This is a genomic window from Candidatus Pantoea multigeneris, from assembly GCF_011752615.1.
Lineage (GTDB): Bacteria > Pseudomonadota > Gammaproteobacteria > Enterobacterales > Enterobacteriaceae > Pantoea > Pantoea multigeneris.
Genome location: NZ_VWXF01000004.1, coordinates 16,654 through 42,255, shown reverse-complemented (window position 1 = coordinate 42,255; position 25,602 = coordinate 16,654). Strand labels below are relative to the sequence as shown.

Annotated in this window: 20 protein-coding genes; 12 read left to right on the top strand and 8 right to left on the bottom strand. The window is 53.8% G+C overall.

Translation table 11 applies throughout. From position 1 onward, the window contains the following. Positions 1–154 precede the first annotated feature (154 nt). The 3 genes from F3J40_RS11010 (at position 155) to mazF (ending at position 2,014) form a co-directional block, all read left to right on the top strand. Positions 155–1,321, top strand: a complete 1,167-nt coding sequence (locus F3J40_RS11010) for an ROK family transcriptional regulator (protein ID WP_167014554.1) — start codon at positions 155–157, stop codon at positions 1,319–1,321. A 115-nt stretch (positions 1,322–1,436) separates the two neighbouring features. Next, entirely contained in the window at positions 1,437–1,688 is a 252-nt protein-coding gene (locus F3J40_RS11005; protein WP_026042667.1) for an AbrB/MazE/SpoVT family DNA-binding domain-containing protein, read from the top strand. Next, positions 1,682–2,014 carry an endoribonuclease MazF gene (mazF, locus tag F3J40_RS11000; protein WP_205297338.1) on the top strand — a complete coding sequence of 111 codons (333 nt, stop codon included), beginning with the start codon at positions 1,682–1,684 and terminating at the stop codon, positions 2,012–2,014. Before F3J40_RS11005 ends, mazF begins: the two co-directional genes overlap by 7 nt. A 191-nt stretch (positions 2,015–2,205) precedes the next feature. Here mazF and F3J40_RS10995 read toward each other — a convergent pair whose 3' ends face one another. Then, on the bottom strand, positions 2,206–2,616 hold the full coding sequence (locus F3J40_RS10995; protein WP_167014550.1) for a helix-turn-helix domain-containing protein: 411 nt from the start codon (positions 2,614–2,616) through the stop codon (positions 2,206–2,208). A 479-nt stretch (positions 2,617–3,095) separates the two neighbouring features. Between F3J40_RS10995 and F3J40_RS10990 the strand changes: the two genes are divergently transcribed. Beyond that, positions 3,096–3,716 (top strand): response regulator transcription factor, encoded by a 621-nt coding sequence (locus F3J40_RS10990; RefSeq protein WP_167014548.1) that lies wholly within the window; start codon positions 3,096–3,098, stop codon positions 3,714–3,716. Here F3J40_RS10990 and F3J40_RS10985 read toward each other — a convergent pair. The 3 genes from F3J40_RS10985 to F3J40_RS10975 form a co-directional block, all read right to left on the bottom strand. Further along, the gene (locus F3J40_RS10985; RefSeq protein WP_167014546.1) at positions 3,713–9,277 is read right to left on the bottom strand and encodes a trifunctional serine/threonine-protein kinase/ATP-binding protein/sensor histidine kinase; all 5,565 of its coding nucleotides are present in this window, start codon (positions 9,275–9,277) and stop codon (positions 3,713–3,715) included. The two genes, F3J40_RS10990 and F3J40_RS10985, sit on opposite strands and share 4 nt — an antisense overlap. After that, positions 9,274–9,657 (bottom strand): response regulator transcription factor, encoded by a 384-nt coding sequence (locus F3J40_RS10980; protein WP_167014544.1) that lies wholly within the window; start codon positions 9,655–9,657, stop codon positions 9,274–9,276. Before F3J40_RS10980 ends, F3J40_RS10985 begins: the two co-directional genes overlap by 4 nt. A gap of 81 nt (positions 9,658–9,738) precedes the next feature. Next, the gene (locus tag F3J40_RS10975; protein ID WP_167014542.1) at positions 9,739–10,431 is read right to left on the bottom strand and encodes a hydrolase; all 693 of its coding nucleotides are present in this window, start codon (positions 10,429–10,431) and stop codon (positions 9,739–9,741) included. A gap of 253 nt (positions 10,432–10,684) precedes the next feature. Between F3J40_RS10975 and F3J40_RS10970 the strand changes: the two genes are divergently transcribed. From F3J40_RS10970 to F3J40_RS10960, 3 genes are all read left to right on the top strand, one after another. After that, on the top strand, positions 10,685–12,562 hold the full coding sequence (locus tag F3J40_RS10970; RefSeq protein ID WP_167014540.1) for an amidohydrolase: 1,878 nt from the start codon (positions 10,685–10,687) through the stop codon (positions 12,560–12,562). Positions 12,563–12,656: 94 nt separating this feature from the next. Beyond that, on the top strand, positions 12,657–14,285 hold the full coding sequence (locus F3J40_RS10965; RefSeq protein WP_167014538.1) for an MFS transporter: 1,629 nt from the start codon (positions 12,657–12,659) through the stop codon (positions 14,283–14,285). Between the two features lie 56 nt (positions 14,286–14,341). Beyond that, positions 14,342–15,163, top strand: coding sequence for an alpha/beta fold hydrolase (locus F3J40_RS10960; protein ID WP_167014536.1), 822 nt, complete (start codon positions 14,342–14,344; stop codon positions 15,161–15,163). Between the two features lie 47 nt (positions 15,164–15,210). Here F3J40_RS10960 and F3J40_RS10955 read toward each other — a convergent pair whose 3' ends face one another. Further along, the gene (locus F3J40_RS10955; RefSeq protein ID WP_167014534.1) at positions 15,211–16,593 is read right to left on the bottom strand and encodes an APC family permease; all 1,383 of its coding nucleotides are present in this window, start codon (positions 16,591–16,593) and stop codon (positions 15,211–15,213) included. 155 nt (positions 16,594–16,748) lie between these two features. Then, positions 16,749–17,582 (bottom strand): AraC family transcriptional regulator, encoded by an 834-nt coding sequence (locus F3J40_RS10950; protein WP_167014532.1) that lies wholly within the window; start codon positions 17,580–17,582, stop codon positions 16,749–16,751. A 207-nt stretch (positions 17,583–17,789) separates the two neighbouring features. On the opposite strand from F3J40_RS10950, the gene F3J40_RS10945 reads away from it, so the two are divergent. Genes F3J40_RS10945 through F3J40_RS10935 form a run of 3 tightly spaced genes read left to right on the top strand, consistent with a single transcriptional unit; the run spans position 17,790 to position 20,731 of the window. After that, positions 17,790–18,929 (top strand): ornithine cyclodeaminase family protein, encoded by a 1,140-nt coding sequence (locus tag F3J40_RS10945; RefSeq protein ID WP_167014530.1) that lies wholly within the window; start codon positions 17,790–17,792, stop codon positions 18,927–18,929. Positions 18,930–18,964: 35 nt separating this feature from the next. Continuing rightward, positions 18,965–19,387 (top strand): RidA family protein, encoded by a 423-nt coding sequence (locus F3J40_RS10940; RefSeq protein ID WP_167014528.1) that lies wholly within the window; start codon positions 18,965–18,967, stop codon positions 19,385–19,387. A gap of 51 nt (positions 19,388–19,438) precedes the next feature. Beyond that, entirely contained in the window at positions 19,439–20,731 is a 1,293-nt protein-coding gene (locus F3J40_RS10935; RefSeq protein ID WP_167014526.1) for an NAD(P)/FAD-dependent oxidoreductase, read from the top strand. 175 nt (positions 20,732–20,906) lie between these two features. On the opposite strand, the gene F3J40_RS10930 is transcribed toward F3J40_RS10935, so the two are convergent. After that, on the bottom strand, positions 20,907–21,869 hold the full coding sequence (locus F3J40_RS10930) for a D-2-hydroxyacid dehydrogenase family protein (protein ID WP_167014524.1): 963 nt from the start codon (positions 21,867–21,869) through the stop codon (positions 20,907–20,909). 425 nt (positions 21,870–22,294) lie between these two features. Here F3J40_RS10930 and F3J40_RS10925 point away from each other — a divergent pair, with 425 nt between their 5' ends. Then, positions 22,295–23,644, top strand: coding sequence for a 2-hydroxycarboxylate transporter family protein (locus tag F3J40_RS10925; protein ID WP_205297323.1), 1,350 nt, complete (start codon positions 22,295–22,297; stop codon positions 23,642–23,644). 49 nt (positions 23,645–23,693) lie between these two features. Here F3J40_RS10925 and F3J40_RS10920 read toward each other — a convergent pair whose 3' ends face one another. Beyond that, positions 23,694–24,563, bottom strand: coding sequence for a GntR family transcriptional regulator (locus tag F3J40_RS10920; RefSeq protein WP_167014522.1), 870 nt, complete (start codon positions 24,561–24,563; stop codon positions 23,694–23,696). 170 nt (positions 24,564–24,733) lie between these two features. On the opposite strand from F3J40_RS10920, the gene F3J40_RS10915 reads away from it, so the two are divergent. Further along, positions 24,734–25,591, top strand: coding sequence for an amidohydrolase family protein (locus F3J40_RS10915; protein ID WP_167014520.1), 858 nt, complete (start codon positions 24,734–24,736; stop codon positions 25,589–25,591). Positions 25,592–25,602 lie beyond the last annotated feature (11 nt).

The following is a 25,602-nucleotide window of genomic DNA, read 5'->3' as shown; positions in this document are numbered from 1 at the left end:
TTGTTAACACCGCAGGCGGCGGTGACGACACAACCGACTTATGCGTAAAAACTACCAATAAGTATGCTTTTGTCAAAAATTTACGCAAAAGAAATGGAAAAAAATGTGATGAAGCGCTATTTTTTGCCACATCAACCTCTGGAGTGGTAGGGCTATGCAATCTGATTCATTAAGCATCTCTTCAACGGGCGCGGGTGCCATTCTGTCTCTGGTGCGGTCGGGTCAGGCCACAACGCGCGCCGCGCTGATGGCAGTGACCGGACTTTCGCGATCAACCATTGGCCAACGCCTGGACAGGCTGATTCAGGCCGGTTATCTGCAAGTCATCAGTACCACCATTTCTACCGGAGGAAGGCCCGTTGAAGCGCTTCAGGTCAACCCCGACTATGGCCTGCTACTGTTGGCTGCCGTTGGAGCCAGTGGGTTTCGGGTTGCCGTCACGGATTTTTGTGGTCGGATGCTGGAAGTCCACAGTGAAACCTGCGCCATTACGGCTGGCCCGGATGTCATCCTGTCCCGTATCCGCACGCTGTTCTTGCAGTTGTTGCAACGCACCCCACAGGGGAAAAGTGCCCTGCGCGGTATCGGTATCGGTCTGCCCGGCCCTATCGACTTTGTTCATAAAGCCATTGTTCAGCCGCCGATCATGCAGGGTTGGGACAATTTCTCGGTGCCCGGCTTTTTCGCTGCGGATTTTCCCGTACCGGTGTTGATGGACAACGACGTAAACCTGATGGCGCTGGGTGAACACCGCTTCAGCTACCCGGCGGAGCAGGACTTGCTGTATCTCAAACTCGGTACCGGGATCGGCAGTGGGATTGTGATGTCAGGCAAAATTCAGCGTGGAGCATTGGGTGCCGCGGGGGATCTCGGCCACTGGTTCCTGCCAGACTGGCGCAGCCAGCAACCTTTGCGCACCTGTCGTTGTGGTAAGCAAGGCTGTCTGGAGGCCTACTCGTCCGGCTGGGCATTATGCGATGAGTGGCAGGTTGAGTCAGTGCGGATGCTGATGCTACAAGCCGAACAGCCCGCCTTACGCCAACGCTTGCAGGCTGCTGGCGTACACCAAGGGGAAGCGCTGGCCATGGCGATCAATTTGCTCAACCCTGCTCGTGTGATTGTGGGTGGCGAGTTGCTCAATGAACCGCTGCTCGCCTCACTGCGTGAAACGGTCTATCTGCGTTCTGGCGCACTCTCTACCCGAACGTTGCACATCGATCAGGGTCCATTAGGTGAAAATGCGGGGTTGTACGGCGGCGTCGCGCTGGTGACGGATTACTTGCTGTCACCGGCATTGGTAGATGCGATTTGTCTGCGTTGAGATGTCTGTAACCGCTATTCTGGAAGCCGGATTCCAGATTCGTATCAACGTCGTTGATACGATAAAGGTTGCTGCGTATACTTGTATCAACTTTGTAGATACGTAGGGTGCAAGAATGCGACAGACCATTAAACGTTGGGGCAATAGCCCAGCAGTACGAATCCCAAGCCAGTTAATGCACGCGATGTCACTTGATGTGGATGCTGAGGTTGAAATTACAGTGGTATTCGACAGTGAAAACAAGCCACACCTTATGATTGAACCGGTTGAGCAGGCCCCCACTCTCGCGGCGTTACTGGCTAAAGTGACGCCTGAAAATATCCATTCGGAAGTTTTTACCCGTGAAACTGATAAGGAATCCTGGTGATGGGTTATATTCCAGATGCCGGAGATATCGTCTGGATGCATTTCGATCCCCAGGCAGGTCATGAGCAAGCAGGCCATCGTCCTGCTTTAGTGCTGAGTCCGAAAGAGTACAATCACAAAATTGGCCTGCTAATTTGTTGTCCACTCACGACAAAAATTAAAGGCTACCCGTTCGAAGTTACCCTATCCAGCCAGGCTGGAGCTGTCGTGCTAGCGGATCAGATAAAAAGCCTGGACTGGCGTGCTCGGGAAGCAGCGAAGAAGTGTAGTGTCATGCCGACAGAACTAGAAGCGGTAAGAAAAATTGCCCGGCTACTGGTAGGGTAAAAACCGACCAACGTTCTCCAGCATCGCTCTCTTAATACAATCATTTTCAGCAATGCCATTGCTAAAGTCACCATCGTTCTGATAATGACTAAATAATTTAAAATAACGATAAAAGTATGTCCGCCCAAACGCAGTTATTTTAATCACATATTAAAACCGCCCTGAAAGTGACACTCGTCAGGGCGGTTTTATCAGGCGACCATGGGCAGTAACGCGGTCTGTAGCGGTTGCAGTAGCTGGTCCAGGTGCTCCGGCCGATCGGCGTAATCACGGCGGACGTCAGTGGGCGTACACCCCAGATAACGGCGGAACAGGCGCGTTAAAGACTGTTGACTGGTGAAACCATTATCCAGCGCTATGGTCATGATTTTACTGTTAGTTTCTGCCAGTGCATGCGCCGCATTTTGCAGGCGTCTGTAGCGAATATACTCAGCCAGTGAGATGCCCGTGATCTGGCGAAACTTCCGTTGAAAGTGCCAACGGGTATAACCACTCTTCTCTGTTACGACGCAAGCTTTCAGCTCATCATCAAGGTGATCATCGATCCAGGTCAACATATCAACAACGACCTGGTTCATAACATTGGCTTGATTAATTTTCACGTTGTACCTCTGGCCTGAAATATGGGAAACAGTGACGTTGCCGATGGTGTACAGGTTATAATTTTGTGTCTTAATAAACTGATTCAATAATAACACCGAACATACCCACAACTTATTCAAATAATTTAACCGTATTCACTGAATAAACTGAAAATGGCACGGTTGCGTGCGTGGCCATCTTGTGGTCGTGAATTTGTTACGCATAACATGTTAATTTTGTTGTTAAAACCCACCCTTCTCTCGCAAGGCTGATATTTCAGATAGCGCTCAGTGCTATGTTCTGTTAATACTTTCAAGGTACTGTTGTAAACGCTTTACCGGATTTAGCATTAACTAACACCTTGTTTATTATAATTAATGCGATTTGGTTGTGTATTTTTGGTGATAATGATTATCATTATGTTACATTATTCCCTTTGGCGCTTTTGCCACCTTTTACGCCTGTCAGTTCACCTTTTTCGACTTTGCAGAGGCGATTTATGAATCCTGTTATTTATGTGGTTGACGATGACGCAGCAGTCCGTAATGGCTTGCAACGTCTGCTGGAAGCCGAAGCGTACAACGTCTGTATTTTTGCATCTCCGCTCGATTTTCTTGCTCATCCCCTACAGGCGGTGCCGGGTTGTTTAATCCTTGATATGAATATGCCGGAAGCAGATGGTTTTATGGTGACCGCCTCTTTACGGGAACGGGGCCACACCATTCCCACCATTTTTCTGACCGGCTTTGGCACCATTCCCGTGACGGTTAAAGCCATGAAGGCTGGCGCATGGGAGTTCCTGACTAAACCCGCTGATCCAGAGAAACTGCTCCAGAGCGTGGCAGAGGCGATCCGGTTGTCAGCTTCCGCACTCAACGAAAATCAGGAAACGCACCAGCTCACACAGCGCTTGCACTCCTTAACGCCGCGCGAGCGCGAACTGATGGAGTTGGCTGTCAGTGGACTGCTCAATAAACAGATTGCCACCGCGATGGGCGTCAGTGAAATCACGGCGAAAGTGCATAAAAGGCGCGTGATGGAAAAGATGCAGGCACGTTCCCCCGCCGATCTGGTCCGTATCGCTGAACGACTCAACCTGTTCAAAACTCAGGTACATTAATCTGTCTCATCCTGTCGTAACGGCAGGGTGAACCAGAACTGGCTGCCATGCGGTGCTTGCTGGCCCACCTGCAATTTGCCGTTATGGCGCTCAATAATGCCATTACAGATGGTTAACCCCATCCCCATCCCCTGCGGTTTAGTGGTGTAGAAAGAGTCGAATAACCGTTTCATCACCTCTGCCTCAATCCCCACGCCGTTGTCTGCTACGGTAAAGCACAGTGTTTGCGCATCCGGATTGGTGGTTATCAGGCTGAGAATACGTGGCCTGTCCTCATTGCCGTTGAGTGCGTCGATGGCATTGACGACCAGATTGAGCAGCACCTGCTGAATCTGAATATTGTCACACCAGATATGCGAAGCCTGCGCCTGCAAACGGTTATCAACAATGATCCCCTTGCGTTCCAGCTCACTGCGCGACAGTAAAATGATATGCTGGGCAATATCATGAATATCAGCCACCGCGAAGACAGAAGCCTGATTGCGGGTTAAGGCTTGCAGCCCACGAATAATGTTGCCCGCGCGCTGACCTTCATCCGCGATGTCTTTGAGGCCAATACGGACATTTTCGCTGTAACCCTCTCCACGATTGAGCCAGCGCAGGCTGGCCGCCGCATTGGTCACAATTGACATCAATGGCTGGTTGATTTCATGGGCGATAGAGGCGGTGAGTTGCCCCACGGTGGTGGCGCGTGAAACGCGAGCCAGCTCAATTTGCGCGGTACGCGTGGCATTCTCGGCCATGCGCTGCTGGGTAATGTCCGAAATGATGCCGTAATACTCGATGACCTGGTCATCTACCCGTAGTGGATCGCCAATGCCCAGCAAATAACGGCACTCTCCGTCCGGCCGCAGAATACGAAACTCCGCGCGCATGGTGACGCCAAGCCGCACGCTGTCATGGACCAGAGTGCTGATACGTGCATGATCCTCACTGTGCACGCGCAGCAAAAAGTCTGCCATTGACAGTGCCTGTTGCCTTTCTTCCAGCCCGAGGATGCGCGCATACTCCGCTGAAACTGCCATCAGATCCTGCTGGAGTTCCCAACGCCAGCTGCCGGTATGGCTGATCTGCTCTCCCAGCATCAACGAGGTCTGGCTGGCACGCAGCGCTTTTTCTACACGACGCCGCTGTTGGTTTTCAGCCGTAAGCTGGCTATACAGCCTTGCGTGTTCAATGGATACCGCGGCCTGCGCTGCCAGAGTGCGAATGATGCGTGAGTGCTCCGCCGTGAACACATCCGGCAGCAGGCGATTTTCCAGATACAAAATGCCCACCATTTGACGTTGACGGAACATCGGCACACACAAAATTGCCGCTTCCGATGACACCAGATAAGGGTCATGACTAAATGGACTAAACACTTCCGGACTCGCCGTGCGAATTTCCAGCCCGGTACGGATGACCGCAGCCACCACCGAGAGCGGTAGATCGCCGCTGGTCAACGGCCTGCTGGTTATCTCTACCGCCACGCCGTCTGCCGTCATCATTGCACTGGCTTCCAACCAGGGCGCATTACCCTCATCAACGCGGAGCAATAATCCACGCTGTGCGCCCGCCCGTTCCAGTAACATAGTCATCAAAACATGCAGCAAGCGGTCGGGATCGATCTCTTCGGTTAAGGCGCGAACCGCTTTCACCACACTGTCCAGATCGCGTGCGGCTTCACTCGCCAGTAACGGCACCGTATCAGAGTGCGTTGAAGCCGCACCGCCGGAGAGATGCGGAGAGTGGCTTTCCATTTGCGTAACTTTGGCCTGTGCTCCCCACTCACGCCAGCCCGACAGCGCACTGCGGCTGTAGGCATCGGCTGCAACCTGCCAGTGATTTTCGCGCGCAAAACCGGCAGCCAACTCGCAGGACAACGCATAGATATGGCTAAACTGGGCTTCTCTGGCGCGCTTAATCGCTTGTTCATAATGTGTTAATGCGGCACCCGCGTTGCCATCCAGACGCGCGATTTCGGCGGCAATTAACGCCAGCTTATCGCGAAACAGACCCGGATTTGCCTGCGCCCAACGCGCAATTTTCAGGTAGTGATCGTCCACTACAGCGCGCTGAGCGGCGGTCATGACCGGGCCACGAGCGGCGACGCGAATCAGACATAAAGCACGATAAAAATGGTAATCGAACAGATGAATATGCGCCGGTACCGTGGTACTGAAAGGGGCCGCGCGATCGAGGCAATCCAGTCCCCGATTAAACTGGCCGGTGAGGCAAAATGCCATCGCCCGATACAGCCAGAACCAGAACTGCATCAGCGGGGCCTGCCCAGGGCTGCTTTTGCTGACGGGCGCGGGCAGCAATGATGACGGGATCGCCTGTTCCGCGCTCAACTCACCCTGGGGAGTCTGACGCAGAAACATGACCCAGGCTCGCTGGATCAACAGCACATTTTCCACATCATGGAAGCCGGCTTTGCGCACAAAAGCCAGCCCGCGCTCAATGCTGGTGAGCAGGCCATCCAGATGGTCGCCTCGGGTAATAAAATTGATGATCTGATGACGAATGGCAAAACAGGCCGAAGTGGGATCGCCCAGCGCCACCGCCGTGGTAAATGCCGCCTTGGCCGAGGCCACGACGTTGGTGATCGGCTGAGTCCAGACCGCAATCAGGTCCAGCGCCAGCAGGGTTTGTGCCTTGACCCGGTTGTAAGCGTGGGTGTTCACCAGTTTGCGCGCCAGCAGCGCGTACTGATAACCAGTGCTGTAGGCCTCATAGCGATGCCCAAGCAAAACACCAAACCACGCCATGGCCGGACAAGATGCCGCGCACAGGCCATGTTGCAGAGTCAGGGTTAAAATCCGGCACAGCAGCAGGAAATGCAAGCGCGGACAGGCGAAGGTGGCAAAGACTGCAGCGCTGTTCAACAACGCGATCAGCGCCTCAACATCGGGATTTTCGATAGCCGGCAGACGGGAAAAGGCCGTTTCCGCATCGTCCCCGGTTTGCAGCTGCAATGTTTGCCACGCCGCATCACACTCTTCGCTGGTGGGATGGCGGTGCAGTGGCTCGCCAAACACCTTTAACCACCCCATGATGGTGTCCAGAGCCAGCCAGAGATCGGACTGCCGCATCTGGATTTCCGCCAGTAAGCAGGCTGCAACAGCTTTGTCACGCAAACTGCCGGGTGCCAGTAATGTCTGTTGGCAAAGTTCCCAGGCCTGGCCCAGATTGCCCAGCAGAAATTCACATTCTGCCTGGAGCAGGTCCAGTTGCAGCTGCACCGTTGTTTCATCCGGCAAACATAGCTGACGCACCGTATGCAGGTAACGCAGCGCGGTAAGATAATCCCCGCGCGCTTTAGCTTGCTGCACAGCAGTGATACCGGCCTGAATAAACTGTGACCGCTGAGCCGACTCCCGCGCCAGGTTTGCGGCAACGGCGAGGGCGTATAGCAGCTGATCCAGCGTTTCACTCAGCGGCTGGCGGTCATAGTCTTCCAACAGCAAAACCGCAGCCCGCAGTTGAATGGGCTGCCGCTGCGCCAGATTCGTCAGCGCCAGTGCCATATCAAAGATACGTTCGTGGGAGAAAAACCACTGTTCTGGGGTAATGGTTAACAAGTGGAGGTCAGCCATTTCCTGTAACCGTGCATGCACCTGTTCAACAGGGAGTGCGGAGAGCCGGGCAGTGAATGCCACACTGGCCTTGCGGCCGATAACCGCCAACGTCGCTAACAGTTGACCAGCAGGTGCCGACAGCCGGTCGCGCTGCGCCAGCGCCACGCTGGCAATATGTTCACTGACCGAGCGCTGATGCAGCGCAGTAAAATCGATCAGCCAGCCACCTGCAATTTTATCGCGTTGGAGAGTGCCCTCTTCCAGCGCCGAACGGAACAATTCACTCACCAGGCGAGGATTACCGCCGGTTCGCGTATGGATCAACTGTGCCAGTTCACGTTGTTCATCCCTGGCCTGAATACCGCGCTGCGCCAGCCAATGGGCGATGGAGACCGCTGACAGCAACTCCGGGGTGATCACGCTGGGCTCGGAACCCGACTGCATAAGCTGACGTCGCGTCTCCCCCATGCCATCCCGCGCAGCCACCAACAGTAACAGTGGCACCACTTTGCTATGGCTGAGCAGCAACATCAGCAGTTGTCGGCTGGCGGCATCGGCGTGATGAAAATCATCCACGATAATCGCCAAAGGCTGATCCTGGCGGGTGAGCGCGTTAATCAGGCACAGGACCATGCGACTAAAGCGGGTCTGATCTTCAGTAAACCCATGTTCCGTGGCAGCAGGTGCAGACTCCAGCAAAGCGCCAAGCTCCGGCAAGAGCGCTAACGCCAGATCGATATCGGCACCAAGGGAACGGGTGATACGCAGTTTCCAGCGCTTTACTTCCGCTTCCGGTTGACCCAGCAAATGTAGGATCAGCGAACGGAAGGCCATCGTCACCACGGCATAGGGGCGCATCGGGGATAACCTGTCGCCCTTCGCCACGGCTAACAGGGCATTTTGCTGTTGGAAAGATTTTATCGCGCGGGAGATCAAGGCAGATTTCCCCACGCCTTCCGCCCCTTCAATCAACACCAGTGCCGGACTGCCGCTGGTTTTTACTTGCTGCCATCGCCCGGTAATCGTGTGAAGATCGGTATCCGCGCCCCCCGGCAACGGCATGGCAAGATCATCCGTGCGGTAGTCCTGCTGGGCGGGAATAAAGGGGGCAATCTCCCCCTGCAGATGCAACATGTTCTGGCAACGCTCAAGATCGGCCATCAGCCCCTCCACCGATTGATAACGGTGCTCGGGGAGTTTGGTCAGCAGGCGTAACACCACCGCAGATAACATTACCGGGATATCTGGCAGGAGTTCATGGGGTGGGCGCGGTTCCGATGCAATGTGACAATGCATCCATTCCGCTGCGCTGCCTTCACTGGGTGCAAAAGGCAGCGAGCCGGTTAACAGCTCGTACAATACAATGCCAAAACTGTAGAGATCGCTGGCATAACTCAACACACGTCGGGTACGCCCGGTATGCTCAGGGGACATATAAGCCAGCGTGCCACCCGCGCCAGGCCAGCACATCTGTGGTACTAACTGCGATGTTTCACTGGCAAGCCCAAATCCGGCCAGCCGCCAGCCGCCCTCTTCCTGATGAAAAAAATTACCTGGCTTGATGTCACCATGAATCATGCCGTGGCGGTGTAATTGCTGTAATGGCAGGCACAAACGTAAGGCAAGATCGATAAACTCATGTGCGGTGCGTGCCGGAATGCCGATGTATGCCTGGAGCGTTTGGTAGTGAAACCACGGATAAAGCAGCGCGAACTGCCCATGATAAAAGGTGTAAGCCAGCGGCAGCAGTGCCCAGCGCCCGGAGATACTGTCTCGCAGCGCATACTCATGACGTAACAGCGGTGTGATTTGCTCGACATTCGCCTCTCTTGCTGCGGTAGCAAGGATCAGACGATGCCCGGAAACGGGATCGGTCGCGCTGGACCAGGCAATCCCGCCCTCCTGAGCGATAAGCGTGTAGTGCATATCTTCAGAGAGTAATGTCACCTGCTGTCGGTGTGCATCGTGGGAGTAGATTGAGAAATCCAGTGTCTTCATGCCTCTCCTGCCTCAATGCACTGTCGAATATGACTTAGCAGTAACTCTACATCAATCGGCTTCGGAAGCCATGTAATGGCACCCAGGTGTTGGGCATACCACAACATATTTTCACCCCCGTGGCCGGAAAGAAAGATCACTGGCGGGGGCGGTATGTCACCTTCAGCCAGCGTTCGGTAGAGTTCAAAGCCACTGATGCCGCTGAGAGAAATATCCAGCAGCATCAGTGCGGTGTCTTGCAGCACGGCGCTGTCCGCCAGCAGAGCTTCACCACAGTCATATAACTGCGGTTGATAGCCTTCTGCCGCCAGCAGGTTACTCAGCCCGTGACGAACGGCGCGATCGTCATCGACAATAACAATTCGAGCTACCTGCTGCATGACACCTCCCTGAACGATTCACTCTCCAGCATACCGAAGCTTCCAGGTGGTGCAACGTCCTGGAAGCCGTCACGTCAGAACTTAACGCACGGGTGCCGCAACCGGAGCCAGCGTGCGATGTTCACTGGTCTGGCGTGAAGGGGCTTTATGCACCATGGTGTAGGCATAATCTACGCCCATGCCGTACGCGCCCGAGTGCGTTTTCACGATATCCATGACGGCATCATAGGTTTCACGGTGTGCCCAGTCACGCTGCCATTCCAGCATAACTTGCTGCCAGGTCACCGGGATCACACCCGCCTGGATCATACGTTGCATCGCGTAGTCATGGGCTTCTTTCGACGTGCCGCCTGAAGCATCGGCGACCATGTAAATTTCATAATCGCCTTCCAGCATGGCGCACAGCGCGAAGCTGTTGTTACAGACTTCGGTCCACAAACCGGCGACGACCACTTTTTTACGGCCATTCGCCGCCAGAGCATCACGCACTTTCTGGTCATCCCAGGAGTTCATGGAGGTGCGCTCCAGAATGTCCTTACCAGGAAACACATCCAGCAGCTCCGGATAGGTATTGCCAGAGAAGCTCTCGGTCTCAACCGTGGTCAGGATGGCAGGGATATTAAATACCTGTGCTGCTTTGGCTAACGCTACCGTATTGTTTTTCAGCACCTGGCGGTCAATTGACTGGACGCCAAAGGCCATTTGCGGTTGATGATCGATAAAAATAATCTGGCTGTTATGCGGGGTCAGTACTTCAAGTTTTGCGTTAGTCATGCGTTTACCCAATAAGGTTGATGAAAAAGGATGTCCTTAAAACCAGCAACAACAGTGGGCATAACGGCACCCCACTGCCTGATTGCAGTGTAGGGGGCATTCAACACGGCGGGTATTATCCAGGTGTATACCTATACTTTTGTATAACTAGACGCTGAATCCGCCGCCTGCCCATAATTCTCCCCATTCAGGTGTGCCTCGGTTGTTGTTCTCGCGACTGCCCGCCTTATTTCACTATCAGCAAGGAGAAGTTATGGTTGAGCTTGGTAAAGCAGAACTGATTCTGACCAACGGTCAATTTCACACCGTTGACCGCGAGAATCCGCAGGCGGATGCCGTTGCCATTCGTGACGGCAAATTTCTCGCCGTTGGCACCCTGGCCGAAGCGATGCAGCACCACTGTGCCGGCACCCGCGTGATTGATTTACAGGGCCATACCGCCATTCCGGGTCTGAATGACTCGCACCTGCACCTGATTCGCGGTGGGCTGAACTACAACCTGGAACTACGCTGGGAAGGGGTTCCGTCTCTGGCCGATGCCTTGCGCATGTTGAAAGAGCAGGCATTACGTACGCCTTCACCGCAGTGGGTGCGCGTGGTGGGTGGGTGGACCGAATTCCAGTTCGCTGAACGCCGTATGCCCACGCTGGATGAGATCAACGAAGCCGCGCCAGATACCCCGGTATTCATCCTGCACCTTTACGATCGCGCCTTGCTCAACCGCGCGGCGTTAAACGTGGTGGGTTATACCAAAGATACGCCTAACCCACCGGGTGGCGAGATCCAACGCGACAGCAATGGCAACCCAACCGGAATGTTGATTGCGCGTCCGAATGCGATGATCCTCTACGCCACGTTGGCAAAAGGCCCCAAACTCCCGCTGGAATTGCAAATCAACTCAACGCGTCAGTTTATGCGTGAGCTTAATCGTCTGGGATTAACCAGCGCGATTGATGCCGGTGGCGGCTTCCAGAACTATCCAGATGACTATGAAGTGATTGCGCATCTGCACGCGGAAAAGCAGATGACGATTCGCATCGCCTATAACCTGTTTACTCAGCGCCCCGGTCATGAACTGGAGGACTTTGAGAAGTGGACAGATATGCTCACGCCGGGCCAGGGCAGCGACTACTTCCGCCACAACGGTGCCGGTGAGATGTTGGTGTTCTCCGCCGCTGACTTTGAAGACTTCCTTGAACCGCGTCCGGATCTCGCGCCGGGTATGGAAGATGAACTGGAACGTGTAGTACGCCATCTGGTTGAGCATCGCTGGCCATTCCGTTTACACGCCACCTATGACGAATCGATCAGCCGGATGTTGGACGTCTTTGAGAAAGTCGATCGCGATATTCCTTTCAACGGGTTGCACTGGTTCTTCGATCATGCGGAAACTGTTACGCAGAAGAATATTGACCGCATCAAAGCCCTGGGCGGCGGTATTGCCGTACAGCACCGTATGGCGTTCCAGGGCGAATATTTTGCCGAACGTTACGGGATTGAAGCGACGCGTCATACACCGCCGGTTGCACGCATGCTGGAAACGGGCGTGCCCGTGGGCCTTGGCACCGATGCCACCCGTGTAGCCAGCTATAACCCGTGGACCGCGCTCTACTGGTTGGTTTCCGGTCGCACCGTCGGCGGAATGCAGATGTATGACGTGAATGCCCGCCTCGATCGCGATACCGCACTGATGCTCTGGACTCAGGGCAGCGCCTGGTTCTCCAGCGAACAGGGTAAGAAAGGTCAGATAAAAGTGGGGCAATTAGCCGACCTTGCGGTGTTGAGCAAAGACTATTTCCGTGTTCCGGAAGAGGAGATCAAAGGTATTGAATCCGTCCTCACCGTGGTAGACGGCAACGTGGTCTATGCCGCAGGCCGCTTTAACGGCGAAGCGCCTCCTTCACTGCCGGTGCTCCCGGACTGGTCTCCGGTAGTTAAAGTCCCTGGCCACTACCGCAGCGCGCCACCGACGGGTGCAACCCGTGTCGGCTTACAAACCCAGGTGCATCATTGCAGTGGTCCTTGCGGCGTCCATAGTCATCAGCACGACATTGCGCGTCGTTCGGATGTCCCGGTGTCCGATGATACGGCTTTCTGGGGTGCGCTCGGCTGTAGCTGCTTTGCCTTCTAAGATTTCACTGAACCATGACCTGTTTTAGCCCCGCCTGTCCGGGGCTATTTTCCCGCCGCCATTACTGCTAACACCTCACGGGAGGAGCCTGAGCATGACCCAGGCCAATGATCTACACCTGACAACCACTGAAGAACCCCCTGTGGCGGCATCTCATGCCTCCCCCTGGGCACCGTTAAGCCAACGCGTGTTTCGTATGCTATGGATTGCCACCGTTGTTTCCAACGTGGGCTCATGGATGAATGATGTGGGCGTGAACTGGACGATGCTCTCGCTGAGTGCCGATCCTCTTGCGGTTGCGCTTGTCCAGGCCGCGGGCAGTTTGCCGATGTTCCTGTTTGCTCTGCCTTCTGGCGTGATGGCCGATATTGTCGATCGCCGTAAATACCTGCTGTTTTCCCAGGTTTGGGTCTTTATTGCGGCGGCGGGCCTGGCGGTGCTCTCCTTTACCGGCCATATCACACCGCTGGTGTTACTGGCAGCCGCGTTTCTGCTCAGCACTGGCGCGGCAATGAGTTCACCGCCCTTTCAGGCCGTGGTGCCAGACCTGGTAAGCAAGTCGCAGTTAGGTCCGGCGATTGCCCTTAACTCGCTGGGGATTAACATCAGCCGCGCCATCGGCCCGGCGCTGGGGGGATTGGTGCTCTCATTCGCCTCCCCCTGGTTAGTGTTCGCCCTTAATGCCCTCTCCGTGTTGGGGGTTGCCTGGGTGCTATACCGCTGGAAAGCGGAACCCAACGTGCAGCATCTGCCACCGGAGCACTTCTTCCCGGCGGTGCGTGCCGGGATCCGCTATGTGCATGCCGCGCCGGTATTACGTAACGTGCTGGTGCGAACCGTAGCCTTTTTCCTGTTTGGCAGCGCAGGCTGGGCACTGTTGCCCCTGGTGGCGCGTCGCGAACTCGGCCTCGGACCTGGGGGCTACGGCATCATGCTGGCCTGCATTGGTATCGGAGCCATTACCGGTGCGGTGCTGCTGCCACGGATGCGTAAAAAGCTGAACGCCGACCAACTGATGGTAGCTGCCAGCATCCTGTTTGCCGCCACCATGCTGGCGCTGGCTTACGTGCGCCATTTCTGGCTGCTTAATGCCTGCGAGTTCTTCACCGGCTTTGCCTGGATTATCGTACTCTCCACCCTCAACCTTGGCGCGCAGCGCAGCGCGGCTAAATGGGTAAAAGCGCGAGCACTGGCGGTCTACCTGAGCCTGTTCTTTGGTTCAATGACGCTGGGCAGCGCCATCTGGGGCCAACTGGCTTCACACTACTCAATCCCAACATCTCTGTTGATCGCGACCGTGGGCATGTTGTTAGCCAGCACCACCGTGCTGCGCTGGCGGCTGGATAAAGACCCCGATCTGGATCTCGACCTGAGCACACACCTGCAACAGGCGTTACCGGAAATCAAAGGTCATCATGACCGTGGCCCGGTGATGGTCAGCTATGAGTATCAGGTGGCAGAAGAGAACACCCACGCCTTTATCCGCTGCATGCAGGAGATGCGCCGCGTGCGCCGCCGCAGTGGTGCCATCAGTTGGGGAATTTATGAGGATGTCGCCCGGCCTGGGACATTCGTCGAAAGCTTTATTGTTAATTCGTGGATTGAGCACATGCGCCAGCTGGAGCGCTACACGGTTAACGACTGCAAAATTCAGCGCCGAACCCAGAAGTTTCACCTGTCTGAAACCCCGCCAGTGGTACGTTATCTGGTTGCGCCGTATTAACCGACTACGCTTTTCTAACCATGGGTACTGTTTTTTCACATCACAAGGGTCTTACTATGAGCACGATTAAAACGCAGGATGGTACGCAGATTTATTACAAAGACTGGGGCAAGGGCCAACCGGTTCTGTTCAGCCATGGCTGGCCGCTGGATGCGGATATGTGGGACAGCCAGCTCAATTTCCTCGCGGAAAATGGCTACCGTGTGATTGCGTTTGACCGTCGCGGCTTTGGTCGTTCAGAGCAACCGTGGGAAGGGTACAACTACGATACCTTCGCTTCTGACATTAACGATCTGATCACCGCGCTGGATCTCAACGATGTGACGCTGGTCGGCTTCTCAATGGGCGGTGGTGACGTCAGCCGCTATATCGGCACCTATGGCACCGCACGGGTTAAAGCGCTGGCCTTACTGGGCGCTGTAACCCCGATCTTTGGTAAAACCGCTGATCACCCGGAAGGCGTTGATATGTCGGTCTTTGACGGCATCAAAGCCGGTCTGCGTAAAGATCGTGCCCAGTTCATCAAGGATTTTGCAACGCCATTCTATGGCACCAACGCCGGTCAAACCGTTTCTGAAGGTGCACTGACCCAGACGCTGAACATCGCGCTGCTGGCCTCTTTAAAAGGCACCCTGGATTGCGTCACCGCCTTTGCGGAAACCGACTTCCGTCCAGACATGGCAAAAGTGGATGTTCCTACCCTGATCATTCACGGCAGCAACGACCAGATCGTGCCATTTGAAGCCACAGGCAAACTGGCACATGCGCTGATCAAAGGCTCTGAGCTGAAAATCTACGAAAACGGCCCGCACGGTTTTGCGTTAACTCATGCTGATGAGCTGAATGCCGATCTACTGGCATTCCTGAACAAGCTGTAATCACAACGGGGAGCGCATGGCTCCCCGTTTTCAACCTACAAACCGGCTCAGGCAATCGCCCGACGACGCCAGGAGAGCATGTACCCTAACAGGGCACAGAGTGCGATCAGCCACGGAATGAAACGGATCAGCACGGAATCACTACCGCTCATTAATTGCAGATTTTCCACCATCATGACCAGCGTGATCCCCATCAGTACCAGCGCTGCCAGCGGTGCCCAGAAAATTTGCCACTTGCTGAACTCGTGCTGATTACGGGCAAAGTAGGCCACCACCGCAGCGGAAACCCCAATTTGCAATAGCAGGATACACAGAGTGGCAATCGCTGAACCAAAGGCGAAGATGTGTAGCATTGGATCGAGATTCACACTCCCCATCCCTGCCAGCAACAACATCGACAGCACACCATGCAGATGGCTCGCATTATGCGGTGTGCCATTGACCGGGTGGGTTTTACATAACTCTTTCCAGATCAGCCCATCACGGCTGATGCTGAACAGATAGCGCGAAATATTGTTATGGAAGGCAACCGTTGCGGCAAACAGGCTGGTGATCAGCAGCACCGACATGGTATCCACCGCCCACTGTCCAACGTATTGACGCGTAATATCAAAAACAAAGTTGCCGGGATCTTTACTCGCGATGACCACTAACTGGTCGAAGCCATAGGCCTGGACCAAAGACCAGCTGGTAAAGCAGAAGAACACGGTGATCAGTAACAGCGCACACACGGTAGCGCGCGGTACAGTTTTTTCCGGGTTGCGGCACTCCTCGGCATAAATCGCGGTGGACTCAAAACCAACAAACGAGGCGATGGCAAAGATAAAAGCGATACCAAGATTGCCATGCATAAAGACCGAAGGTTCAAACGAGGTAAAATTCAGCGGCCCGGTTTTCTTCACCAACAGCATGACATCCGTCACCAGGACAATCGCCACCTCTGCCAGCATCAGAACACCGAGAATTTTTCCGCCCACTTCAACCCGACGAATACCCAGCATCCAGGCAATCAGGGTGAACAGCATACTCAGCACCCACCAGGGTACATTCAGGCTGAAATGCTGTTGCAGGAACTGGGCGCTGAAGAAGCCCAGCATCGCCACCACCGCCAGTTGAATCGCAATGTAGGCGAGCAGCGCCAGAATGGATGCAGAGGACCCCCAACCTTCCCCCAGCCCCTGCTTGATGTAACTGTAAAAAGCCCCTGCGCTTTTCACATACCGGCTCATGGCCAGATAGCCCACAGAAAACAGCATCAAAATCAGACAGGCGGCAATATAGACCACCGGAATACCGCCGCCGTTACCGGTAAAAATCGCGACCGGTAATCCTCCCACTACGCCCGTCAGCGGTGACGCTGCGGCCACCACAAAAAAGACCAGTGAGAACAGCCCCAACGTATTTTTTCGAAGACCAGTATTATTACTCATCGCCAGCGCCTTATGGGTCAGTGGATATTCAACAGAAATGTTTTTCTGTTTCTATTTACTGACTGCATCATTTCGCAGCGATAAAGTTTGCGATAGAAAAAAACCGACAGGCGCCCTGTGCAAACCTTGCACCACAAAGGCGCAATTGCACCGTTTTAGTGAAAGCGTAAACGCTCACCCCAAATATTACCGCCGATACGCCGTTGATAATCCAGTGGCGTGGTATTCACCAGTTTTTTAAATTCACGCAGGAAATGTGATTGATCGCTAAATCCTAAATCGAGAGCCATATCACTAAATGACAACCCATCGGCATGATGAATACTGTTGAGGGCTGACTGGCAGCGAATCGCGCGGCAAAACGCTTTCGGAGAGAGGCCGGTATCCTGACGGAACTGACGCTGAATAGTGCGGCAGGTGTAGCCGGTTAACGTTTCCAACTCTTCGATTCGCAGGTTGCCATTTTGTTGGCAAATCATGCCGATCGCCTGGGCGGTCAACGTGGAGGGCTTGCGGGTGATACCTGGGGTAAAGTATTGATTAAAAATCGCCATTTGCTGGCTTAAGTCCTGCGCCTGCACGATGCGCTCAAAGGCCAGACGCCCTTTTGGCACCACATCAAACAGATTTATTTCGTGATTCGTCAGCTCTTCCGCACTGATATCCAGGAAATCTGGGATGACGCCGGGCGCAAAACGCACGCCAAAATAGGGGTGATCGCAGTTCATATCTGCCGCTCTGGCTTCCAGCGTGGTGCCGCAGACCAGGGCAGACGGGTTATCAGGATCACAATCAAAAAGAATATCGATACAACCGTCAGGCACCGCATAAGTCATGCTGGCGTCGTGATCGACCGTGAAACGATAAAAATGAGAAATCACCGGATTATCAGATGGAATCAGTGAATACTGCTGGGCGGCGCTCATAACAAACCAAGGTTGTTCCGGGCGTAATGGTTTTTTTGGCGATGTTTTTCTTTTTACTGTCATCACATTATTCCTGGCATGGCCGAGAGTTTAACTTTAAAAGATGCAATTTATATACCAGTGCATTTTCTCAACCGCGTTCCCTGTCGCAAAAATACAATACAGTGATTGCTCTCCCGCGTTATTCATTACGTTATCAGCACTTGCACTGGGCCTGATCGGCCAAAACAGAGGCGCAGTGTAAACATTCAGTCAGAAGGATGCCGGGATATGTCTCACAGTACTAAAATCGATTTTATCTACCTCTCCGAGCCAGACATGATCCGCGCTGGCGTGACCGATATGCCCGCCTGTGTGGATACCATGGAGGAGATGTTTGGTCTGCTCTATCACGGCGACTATCGTATGGCCGGTTCAAATAACGATTCACACGGCGCGATGGTGACTTTCCCGGAAGAATCGCCTTTCCCTACCATGCCAAAACCTACGGCCGATCGCCGAATGATGGCGATGCCTGCTTATCTGGGCGGCAATTTCTGCACCGCAGGCGTTAAGTGGTACGGCTCGAACATCGCTAACCGCGAAAAAGGCCTACCACGTTCAATTTTGATGTTCACCCTCAGCGATGCTGACACGGGTGCCCCTCTGGCGCACATGTCCGCTAACCTGCTTTCTGCCTATCGCACCGGTGCCATTCCTGGCGTTGGCGCGCGTCACCTGGCGAGACGTGACGCGCGAGTTGTCGGCCTGATGGGACCCGGCGTAATGGGCAAAACCACGCTCGCGGCCTTCATGGCCGTGCGACCGCAGATCGATACCCTGAAGATAAAGGGACGCGGGGCTAAAAACCTCGACCTCTTTATCAGTTGGGTAAAAGAGACCTTCCCACAGATCACCACCATTCAGGTGGTGACGGAGATTGAGGAGTTGGTGCGCGGTTCCGATATCGTCACTTACTGCAACTCAGGTGAAGTGGGCGATCCGGAAAAATACCCGCTGGTGAAACGTGAGTGGGTGAAACCGGGGGCGTTTCTTGCCATGCCGGCCTTGTGCAATATCGATGAGGGGATGGAGCAGCCTGACGTGCGCAAAGTGGTGGATAACACCGGCCTGTACCACGCCTGGTTTGAAGAAGTGCCAAAACCTGCCCATAAACACATCCCGATTATCGGCGTGAAATTCATGGATATGATCGCCGAAGGCAAAATGCAGGCTGAGCAGTTAGAAGATATCGGCAAGATTATTGCCGGTGACGCCACAGGCCGTGAGAACGACGAAGAGATCATCATCATGTCCGTAGGTGGCATGCCGGTTGAAGATGTGGCGTGGGGCACGATGGTGTACCGCAATGCGCTGAAAAACGACATTGGCGTGAAACTCAACCTCTGGGAAACCCCAGCACTGCGCTAAGCAACGCTTATTGACTGATTAACAGGAATAACATTATGACCCGTATCGTAAAAGTAAAAACCGGTTCCATTTTTGAAGAGAAAGCCAGCTACTCACGCATCGTTGCCGTAGACAACTGGATCTATGTGTCTAACACCGCTGGACGTAATCCTCAGACTAAACAGATCCCTGAAGATGTCGCGGAGCAGACTCGCCAGGTGTTCGCCAACATTGAAGCGGCACTGGCTGCCGTTGATGCTTCTCTGGCGGATGTGGTGATGTCACGCGTGTTCATTCAGGAACCTAAAGATACTGAAACCGTGATGGCGATTATTGGCGAGAAATTCCGTGGCATTAACCCGGCAACGACCGTTACCTGCCCGCCGCTGGGTTCCACGGTCTACAAAGTCGAGTTGGAAGTCACCGCTTATCGTGGCGCGGGTGCCGCTGAAGTGGAAGAGATCACCATCGCTCTGTGATGGCAATAAGGGAGCAGGCATTGCTCCCACAGCATGTAGAAGGTGTGTGTTATGGGTCCTGAAATTAGCGCTGTAGAGACCTCTTCAGCCTTTCCTCAAGCCACTACCGTGGTGATTATCGGTGGTGGGATCGTCGGTTTAACCGCTGCGTTGACGCTGGCCGAACGCAATATTCCTGTCGTGGTTCTGGAAAAGGGGCGTATTGCAGGCGAGCAGTCATCACGCAATCTCGGGTGGGTGCGCAAAACCAGCCGTCAGGCCGACGATATTCCTCTGGCACTGGCCTCTGACCGGCTGTGGGCAGAAATGCCGCAACGCATCGGCAGCGAAGTGGGTTATCGGCAGGCGGGCATCATGTTTATTGCCCGCGACGAAAAACAGATGGCGATGCATGAGAAGTGGGTGAACTCCGTCAGCCATCTCGATCTCGGTTCTCAGTTGCTGACAGCTGACCAGATCGCTCAACGCGTTCCCGGCGGCAAAGGCAACTGGGCAGGCGGCGTTTTCACCGCCAGCGATGGGCGTGCCGAGCCAACGCTGGCGTCCAGCGCCATTGCGCGTGCTGCCATGGCAAAAGGTGCCGTGATTATCGAGAACTGCGCGGTGCGCACGTTAACCACGCAAGCAGGCAAAGTCAGTGGTGTTGTCACGGAACGAGGCGAGATTCGTTGCGATCAGGTGCTGTTGGCCGGTGGGCTGTGGTCACGCCGTTTCCTGGGCAATTTAGGCATCTCGTTACCGACATTACCGTTGATCTGTTCGGTGTTGCGTACTCGCCCGATGGAAGGCCCCACTGACATCGCCGTAGGTGCACCTGACTTTTCGTTCCGCAAACATCAGGACGGCGGTTTTATCATCACGCAGCGTGGCGCACTCGATGCACCGCTAACGCTCGATCACGCTTTGCTTGGCATGCAGTATCTGCCACAGCTCCGCGCCGCGCGCGATAATCTGCGTATTGGTATTGGTCGTCACTCTTTCCGTGACCTGACCCTGAGTCGACGTTGGGGTGCGCAGAGCCGCACGCCTTTCGAGCAAGTCCGCGTGATGGACCCGAAGGTTAACCCAGCCTTGAATCAGGAAGCGCTAAATAACTTGAAAGCCGCCTGGCCCGCGTTCCAACAGGCAGAAGTTGCCGCAGCCTGGGCGGGGATGATTGACGTGACGCCGGACTCCAACCCGGTGATTGGCCCGGTAGCGAAAATTCCAGGGCTGACGGTAGCCACCGGTTTCTCCGGTCATGGCTTCGGCACCTCTCCGGCAGCCGGACAACTGGCCGCGGATTTAGTCGCAGGCATGACGCCGATTGTCGATCCAACGCCTTATCGGTTTGAACGCCTCTGATACACCCGGCAACATTGACGATGATCACGCGACAGGCCGCTAAGCCTGTCGCTTTTTTTTAGTAGGATTGCTTGCTTTCCACCACGGGACATTAAAACTGTTTTGTAGATCAAGAGAGAGAAGACAAGCATCATTCTGATTTTGAAAAGAACCGTCACTCTGCATTTTATCTTCCTTAATTAAGCTTTCTTATTACGGAGCCGTTTATCCAGCCATTTATATTTTCAACGGCTTGAGAAAAATAGGTTACGTAGTTTGAATCACTAACATACCCAAGATGGGGTGTGGCCAGTAAATTTCGGCAGTGTCGATAATCGGATTCAGGGCTTAGCGGTTCCTCTTCATAAACATCAATCGCAGCGCCAGCAATCTTATTTTCTTCTAAGGCAGTAACGAGTGCGCCCTCTTCAATCAGCGCAGCACGTGAAGTGTTAATGAGTAATGCCGTTGGTTTCATAGTGCTAAAATCTGCTGTAGTCAGCAGCCTTTTAGTTGACGGACTGCTGACTAAGTGAAGCGTTATCACATCGGAAATTTTCAAGATCTCTTCTTTGCTCTCGACGAAGTTTACATTTTCCTCTGCGGCCCTTTCGGCAGTCAGATTTGGGCTCCACGCATAGACATGCATACCAAAGGCTTGTGCAAACTTAGCCACCTGCTTGCCAATTTTTCCCAGGCCAATAATGCCAATGTTTTTCCCATTTAGCGTGGTCCCGACAGTTTTCTGCCATGTCTGATAGATTGAGACATTATTTGCTTCAGCAACAATGTTGCGCGCCAAAGCCAGCAAGAGACCCCATGTTAATTCGGCAGGAGGTTGGCTACTGCTTTGTGTGCCACAAACTGTAATACCAAGTTCACTGCATGCCGTCATATCAATCGAGGAATTTCTCATGCCGGTGGTGATAATTAACTTTAGAGAGGGGAGCTTCTGAAGAAGTTCTTTTCTGAGCGGGGTTCTTTCACGCATCACAATGAGAACATCTACATCTTTTAGCTTTTCCAATAGCGCCTGCTGATCGGGGATATTAACCGTCAGGTTTTCGATATCCAGAAATTCATTAACGGCAGACCAGTCAACAATATTCAACGCTACATTTTGATAATCATCGAGAATAACACACTTATACTTTGCCACTTGATAATCCTTTGAGAGTTAAATCAACCAACAATGGGCATTACTGATACAGGCTGATGAAGTGCATGCTGTCCGCAGCATAATACCGAAAAAATTGTAGTGCAGCCCGGTTTCCCGATCCAGGTAGTCGCCCCGCTAAAGCTTCATCCCCTGCGTTAGTCCCTTGCGGACATCTCTGCCCGCTTCTCCACCTTAAAAGACGCGTAGTGATTGTTTTTTCCGCATCACCGATCTGTGCCTGCGATCACAGGCGGGGAAAATAAATGATTCCACTAATGGTATTTTGTTGATCTAAAGAACCGTAAGTGGCTAGAGTGATGCTGCCACATGTTAATGAACTGTAATCGCGAGTGTCTCGGGTAACTCTCCTACTTCTTACTCATTCAGGCGTAACACCAGGTCTGGAATAAACGAAGAGAAAGACGATGGTCAACATCACTGAAACGAAAGATAAAGCCTCTGATCAAGGCACAGATAATCAGCCTCGCTGGGTGAAAACCTGGTGGAAACTTATGGATTTCGACATTGGCATCATTCCACTGCCGGTGTATATCGTTATGGTCATCCTGATGGTCAGTTTCACCGCCATCAATGGGATTACTAAAGAGCTGGCAATGGTGATTGCTATCGCCGCTACCTTTGCTTTTACACTGGGTGAGATTGGCAACCGACTTCCTTTGCTGAGAAATATCGGCGGCGGTGCCGTACTGGTGACCTTCGTCCCTTCGCTGCTTGGTTTCCTTGGCTGGATCCCTCAACCCATGACTGACAGCGTGGGAGAGTTTTTCAAAACCAGCAAAATCCTTAACCTGTTCATTGCAGCCGTGATCGTCGGGTCGATTCTTAGCATGGACCGCTCCCTGCTGATCAAAGGTTTTCTGAAAATTTTTGCGCCACTTGCCGTGGGCTCGGTCTGCGCAGGTATTATCGGAACCGGTGTGGGCGTATTGATGGGCATTGATATACATGAAGCATTTTTCTATATCGTGGCGCCCATCATGGCCGGCGGAGTGGGTGAAGGCGCGATCCCTCTGACTATCGGATATTCGCAAATTCTTGGGCTCGACCAGGGCGAGATGCTGGCAAAAGTGATGCCTGCCATCATGGTGGGTAACCTGACGGCAGTCATTCTTGCGGGACTGCTGGCGAACCTGGGCAATCGGCTGCCGCACCTTAGCGGCAATGGCGTACTTCAGCCGGGCGCGGAAGACCTTTTAGATAAACAACCGAAGGCAGAAAAAGGTTGCGATATTCGCGCTGTGGCAGCTGCTGCCATCGTCGCCGTGATGCTTTACCTGGTGGGGGTGTTGATGCATGACCTGCTGAAGTGGCCCGCTCCTGTCGTCATGCTGTTCCTGGCGGTGTTGCTGATGCTGTGCCACCTGATCTCTCCGCGTATCCAGGCGGGTTCAGCTGTGGTGTACAAATTTGCACTGACAGCGATGGCCTTCCCGATTCTCTTCACCTTCAGTCTGGTGCTGACACCGTGGGAAAGCCTGATTGCGGGCTTCGCACCGGCAAACCTGATCACTATCGTGGCTACTGTGCTGGCTATGGTCACAGGTGGCTTCTTTACCGCTCGCTTCGTCAATCTCTATCCTATTGAAGCGGCAATCGTTACGAGTACCCATAGTGGCATGGGCGGCGCGGGGGATATCGCCATATTGACGGCCAGTAACCGCATGCGTCTTATGCCATTCGCTCAGATTGCAACCCGCATTGGCGGAGGCATAACGGTTGCACTGGCCCTGATTATGATGCACTTGATCTACTGATCATTGCCTCAAGCTCAGAGATGAAAAGTCCGGACGATGTCCGGATTTTTCATTTTGGTTGTTTCTCACGGGAAGCATCAGAGAGGTGCATGCGCATATAGTCTGAAGCTGCCTCCCTATCGCCTTCAAGTAGCAATCCAATCAGAACCAGATGCTCTTTACAGCGACGCAGCGCCTGCTCCCGGTCGATGGCTTTCGTGTACTCCATCAGACGACGGACGCGGTTCAAACGACGCAAGGAGTCCAGAATGAACATGTTGCCGGAACAGGCGGCAATCGCCTCATGTAGGCGGGTATTAGCATCAAAAATCTGCGCCGGCGTTGCGGAGAAAATGGCTCCGTTACATAACCACCGCTGCTCTTCCTGACACTGAAGAATACTGGCCTCGTCAAGCCTGAACGTCGGCTCCAGAATTCCCGCAGGCTCAATAATTTTCCTGAAGCGGTAACTTTCGTTATAGGCCCCCCCGGACGACATCGATTCCGCGAATATCCAGCCATGCCCAGGCAAACGCTCCACCCAGCCTTCATGATGAATGCGCAACAGGATGTCACTCAGCAGGCTGCGCGTTACACCATAACGGCGCATCAGCTCATTCTCCGTGACTTTCTCAGGCAACTCCCCTTTTAGCCTGTCATTCGCAATCTGGAAATAAATTTCATCCGCGTTGCTCTTTACCGGTTCAGTAAACGGTGAGCAGGAAAGTGCGCCTACGGCCACCACATAACCGCCTTCCGGATGGCGGCTAATCAGCGCTTGATCCGCCATCTTTGCCAGCGCAGTGCGGACAGGGGATCGCGAAACACGCAGATATTCCGCGAGTGCACGCTCGGGAAGCCGCGCACCGATATCAAGTGACTGATTATTGATGTACTGAATGATGCTTTGAACCAACTGCGTTGACAGCGTTTGGGGCATAACTGCTCACCCTTGAGAGAGTTAAACACCAACTTTAACCCGAGAGCGTTAGATCCGTAAATTTGTTACACCCCGGCAAATGTGACTCCGTTAACAAAAAAGTGCCATAGCAATTGCACCACACGCCCATAATGGTATTTTGATTAAACAAGATACCATTGAGGTGAGCCATGTCAGGGTCAGTTTTACCGGAAAATATCTGTGGGGCGTGCGACAGCCACGTTCACCTGTTTATGCCCGATATTTTCCCCTATGCCAGCGACCGTCGTTACACCCCAGCTTCCGCAACGCTGATTGATTTAGCGGCGCATAACGCATTACTGGGCGTCACGTACAACGTGCTCGTTCAACCAAGCTGTTATGGCACAGACAATCGCGCGCTCTGCCATGGCCTGACGGTTTTGGGTTTTGACCGTGCACGGGGTGTCGTCGTGATTGATGTTGACCACGTTACCGATGAAGAGCTGCGCGCGTTGCATCTGAAAGGCGTGCGTGGCATCCGTCTGAACCTTTCCGTTTCAGGTCAGGGTGATATTGCCCGCATACGAGCAGAAATGGACAGAGCAGCGGAACGGATTGGTCCTCTGGGCTGGCATATACAAATTTTCGCCAGTCCAACCCAGCTTGCCCTGCTACTCCCGTTAATACGTGACAGCAAGGTGCCCGTGGTACTGGATCACTTTGCCGGTGGCGTCGCATTGGTCGATGAAGTCACTGAGCTGCTTCGTCGTCCTGACATCTGGATCAAGCTTTCCGCACCCAGCAGGGTATCAGACGCTTCGGGCTATGAGGGTCTGGCCGGTGTGGTAAAGCGCTTGGTCAGTGTGGCCCCCGACCGCCTCATTTGGGCATCCGACTGGCCTCACACCGGTGGTCATGGCCGACGCACGGGTTCGGTTGAAGACATTGAGCCCTTTGCTGCCATAGACGACAGACAGGACTTCCAGCGCCTTGCCGGATGGATCGATAACGGCGAACTGTTACGCCGTATTCTGACGACCAACGCGTATGCGCTTTACGATTTCTGAAACTGAAAAGA